Below are 3565 nucleotides of genomic sequence, written 5' to 3'. Positions count from 1 at the left end.
CCTCGTGCTCCACCGCCCGCATCGCCTCCCGCGCGGCCTCCGGCTGGGTGTTGGTGACCCGGGCCGCCGCGCCCGCCTGGAGGGCGATGATGCCGATGCTGTGGGCCACGGTGTCGTGCATCTCCCGGGCGATCCGCAGGCGTTCGGCGGTGACGGCCTGGGTCGCGGCCTGGGTGGTGAGCCGCTCGGCGTACGCGCGGTTCTGCCGCACGGAGTTGCCGATCAGCCAGCCGACGACGGCCGAGAGGGCGAGCGCCGACCAGCTCTGCCAGTCGCCGCGGCCGGTGTTGTAGAGGGCGACGAGGGGGCGGCCGAGGCCGGTGCGGGTGAGTTGGTAGGTGGGCAGGACGGCGATGGCCAGGGCGAGGGCGGTGAGGCTTCGGCGGCGGTCGGAGTTCGCGGCGATCCAGCCCACGGCGATGTCGATCGCCGCGTAGTGGATCAGGCTCACGGTCAGCCCGTTCAGGCCCAGCGTCACGGCGTACGTCCCCGCCAGCAGCAGCCCGAGCGCCCGCAGCGGGCGGCGGCGCAGCAGCACGCATCCGGCCGGGGCGAGGACACCGCCTGCCGCGATGAGCACCCAGCCGTCGGGCGCGGGCGGGAAGGGATCGGTCGGCATGTACGGGAGGTGGAGGAAGGCGCGGATCGCGAGCAGCGTGCCGTAGGTCCAGAGCACGCCCGCCCAGGCTCCCGGCGGCACGCGCTTGAGCAGGGGCAGCGACGGGGTGGCGGGCATGCAGCGATCGTAGAAGGGCGGGGCGGGTGCGGTCATCGGCCCGGAGACGTACGACCAGGGTCGACACCGACGCCGGACGAATGTCAGCGCCGGGCCGATGCCGGGGACTGGCCGCATGCCCTATCCGTTGGCCGAGCGGTGTCCGACGACCGTCGGGGGTGCGTGGACGGTGTTCGTGGTGTGGGCCGCGGTCGCGGCGGTGGTCATGGTTGTCGCAGTGGATCGGCGGGACGTGTGACCGTTCCCCCTCGGTCCGCCTCCGGGTCCCGGTCCGGAGTCGGTTCCGTCGCCTCCCACAGGACGTCGAAGCGGTTGACGCGCTCCTCCACGTGCTCGCGATTCAGCTTCAGCGTCGTCCTGGCCGGCATGACCCGGATGTCGGGCTCGGTCTCGTAGCAGAGTTCGCCGTCGAAGACGATGAAGTCGTTCAACGAGTTCATCTGGGCGGTCGGTTCGAGCTGGGCCCGGACCGCGATACGCGCGTCGATCCCGAACTTGCGGTGCCTCTCGCAGAGTTGGCGAAGGCTGCCGGTGACTTCCGCCTCCTCGTCGACGAGGAACACGCGCCGCACCTGCACCCGCCGTGTCTTGATCGCCGTCTCCTGGGCGACGAGATAGCGCCGCGCGGGCTCGCTCGACCAGAAGTCGCGGTCGACGGACGTGCTGGTGGCGTAGAGGGTCCGCTTGACGCACTTGGTGAGGTCGATCAGCCACTCGTGGTTCTCGCCGGGGCAGTCCGCCGTGCCGTTGCCGAGGTTCTCCATGAGGAGTGCGAGTCGGCCCAACTCCTCCTCGGCGAAGGCCTTCACGATGTCCGAGCCCTTCTCTCCGACCTTCGTGTAGCCCAGCACCAGCCGGGTCACCTCGTCCGAGCGCAGCACGGAGCCGTCGACCTTGCTGTACAGCTCCGTCGCGGCGTTGATCTTCGCGAAGCTCTCGTCGACCGCTGCCCGCATCTCGACATGATGGGCGGACAGGCTGTCCCGCATGTCCCGGATGCGGCGCTTCTGGCTTTCCTGCACGGCCTCCAGCCGCTCACCGAAGTCCACCAGGAGTTGCACGATCAGCGTCGCGCAGCCGAGGACGATGGACAACGTCCACTGCCACAGGTCACCGTCGTTCTCGTTCAGGACAGTGGTCACGAGGAAGGCGGCGCCTCCCGCTAATATCGCGAACAGTGTCTTGAGGAACAGCCTTGATCTGCGCTGGTCCTGGCCCTGTTGCGGTACGGACCGCAGACCGCCTGCTCCTGTTGTCGTCGCTCCGTTCATGTCGAGCCTCCCCCGTCGGAAATGCGGTACGTGCCGCCCTGTCAGCGCGTGCTCAGCGCCTGGTGCAGCAACGGAATGGCCTGTATGGCCAGTTGGTCCCGGATACGCTGGCGAAGGTTCTCCCATTGGCGACTGAAGCCCGGTTCCCGCTCCAGTACGTCCCACAGGCGGCCCAGCGTGCGGTCCACGTGCGCGCGCGGCATCCACAGATGCAGCAGATGATCGACGGCCGGGCGCAGTGCCAGGACCGCCGCGGGCCCGTCCGCCGCTCCGAGCCTGCTGTTCTCCAGCATGTGGACGACGGTCGTCAAAAGCCAGTCGTGCAGCGCGAGGTCCTCGCACAGCCCGGCGACCGCGGCGGCCGGTACGCTCTCCGGCACCCGCAACTCGACGGTCCGCAGCCCGTCCTCGGCGAGCGTGAAGCGGTCCAGCGACGGGCCCTCGCTCTCGGGCGCCTCGCGCGCGACCCAACGCAGGTGTGTGCGGCGGGACTTGAAGGGCGCCTTGTGGTCGAGGAGCGGATGCCGCACCAACTGCGCCAACAGTCCCTCGGCGATCATCCCCAGGTCCAGTTCGCCGCGTCCGGCACCGCGCAGCACACCGTCCGCGGTGGCCTGTACGGGCAGTTTCCCGAACGGTTCGACCACCCCGGGCCGCACCAGATAGTGCCCCCAGGGACGGCGTACGTCGGGGCCGTCGGCGGGGGCGGCGAAGTAGGCGGTGGACTGCAGGACCCGGCCCTCGGTGAGCGCCGCACGGGCGGCGACCGTGCCGACGGCCCGGACCTTGGCGCCGTTCGAGGTGGGCAGCCGGCAGTCCACTCCGGTCAGGACCTCGGGCGAGAGGGCGTACAGGTTGGGCCGCTCGGAGACCCGGACGTGTTCGTCGGCGCGCAGCCGCAGCAGTTGGGCGGCGGCCCGGCCGTCGAGGGACTGGAAGGACGGCAGCAGACAGGTGCGCACCTCACCGCAGGCGAGGACCGGACGCGCCGGCCCGCCGAGTGCCGTCATATCAAGTCCCTTCGGGTAAAGGGGAGTTGGTGGGCTCCTCGTAGAAGACATAGGTCGCGCGCTGTGCCACCGCCTCCGGCACCGCGATGCCTTCGGCGCTGGACCGCTCGGCGACCTGGTCGAGTGCGCCGGAGTCGACGTCCACCTGGTCGAGGATGAGCCGTACCGCGTCCTCCACGGCGAGGAACCGGTTCGGCATCAGTGTGCAGGTGCGGTAGGCGCTGAACGCGACCCGGGAGTCGCTGAGTTTGAGCAGCGGCGGCAACCGGTCCCAGTCGGTGGGGAAGTCCCCGCCGGTCCAGGGCCGCGGGGTCAGCACGGGCTCGCCCAGGTGCCGTAGCAGACCGAGGCGGGCCAACTGCCATACGGCGGCCAGGAACGGGCAGGACCACAGTCGGCCCTTGTCCGTGTCGGACCACAACTCGACGTCCATGAAGACCGAGTGGTTGCGGGCCGCGGTCTCCTGGGGCGGCTGCCAGGGGGTGATCTCGGCGAGGGCGCTGCGGGTGGGGGCGGTGCGCCGGCCGTTGGCGAGCCAGCCGGTCTGG

4 protein-coding genes are annotated in these 3565 nt (G+C 70.6%); all 4 read right to left on the bottom strand.

What is annotated here, in order from left to right:
• Positions 1-736, bottom strand: a 736-nt coding sequence (locus R6V09_RS48715; protein WP_317887867.1) for a histidine kinase dimerization/phosphoacceptor domain-containing protein, incomplete at its 3' end; no start/stop codon positions are given.
• A 203-nt stretch (positions 737-939) separates the two neighbouring features.
• A complete protein-coding gene (locus tag R6V09_RS48710; protein ID WP_317887866.1) occupies positions 940-2007 on the bottom strand; it encodes a hypothetical protein in 1068 nt (355 codons plus the stop codon).
• A 41-nt stretch (positions 2008-2048) separates the two neighbouring features.
• Positions 2049-3017, bottom strand: coding sequence for an SCO2521 family protein (locus tag R6V09_RS48705; RefSeq protein WP_317887865.1), 969 nt, complete (start codon positions 3015-3017; stop codon positions 2049-2051).
• Between the two features lies 1 nt (position 3018).
• Positions 3019-3565: SCO2522 family protein (locus R6V09_RS48700; protein WP_317887864.1), on the bottom strand; the 547-nt coding region annotated here is incomplete at its 5' end.

Source organism: Streptomyces sp. W16 (assembly GCF_033194735.1).
In the GTDB taxonomy this organism is placed as follows: domain Bacteria; phylum Actinomycetota; class Actinomycetes; order Streptomycetales; family Streptomycetaceae; genus Streptomyces.
Note: the sequence above shows the minus strand (reverse complement) of the source record. Positions and strands in the feature narration are given on the sequence as shown.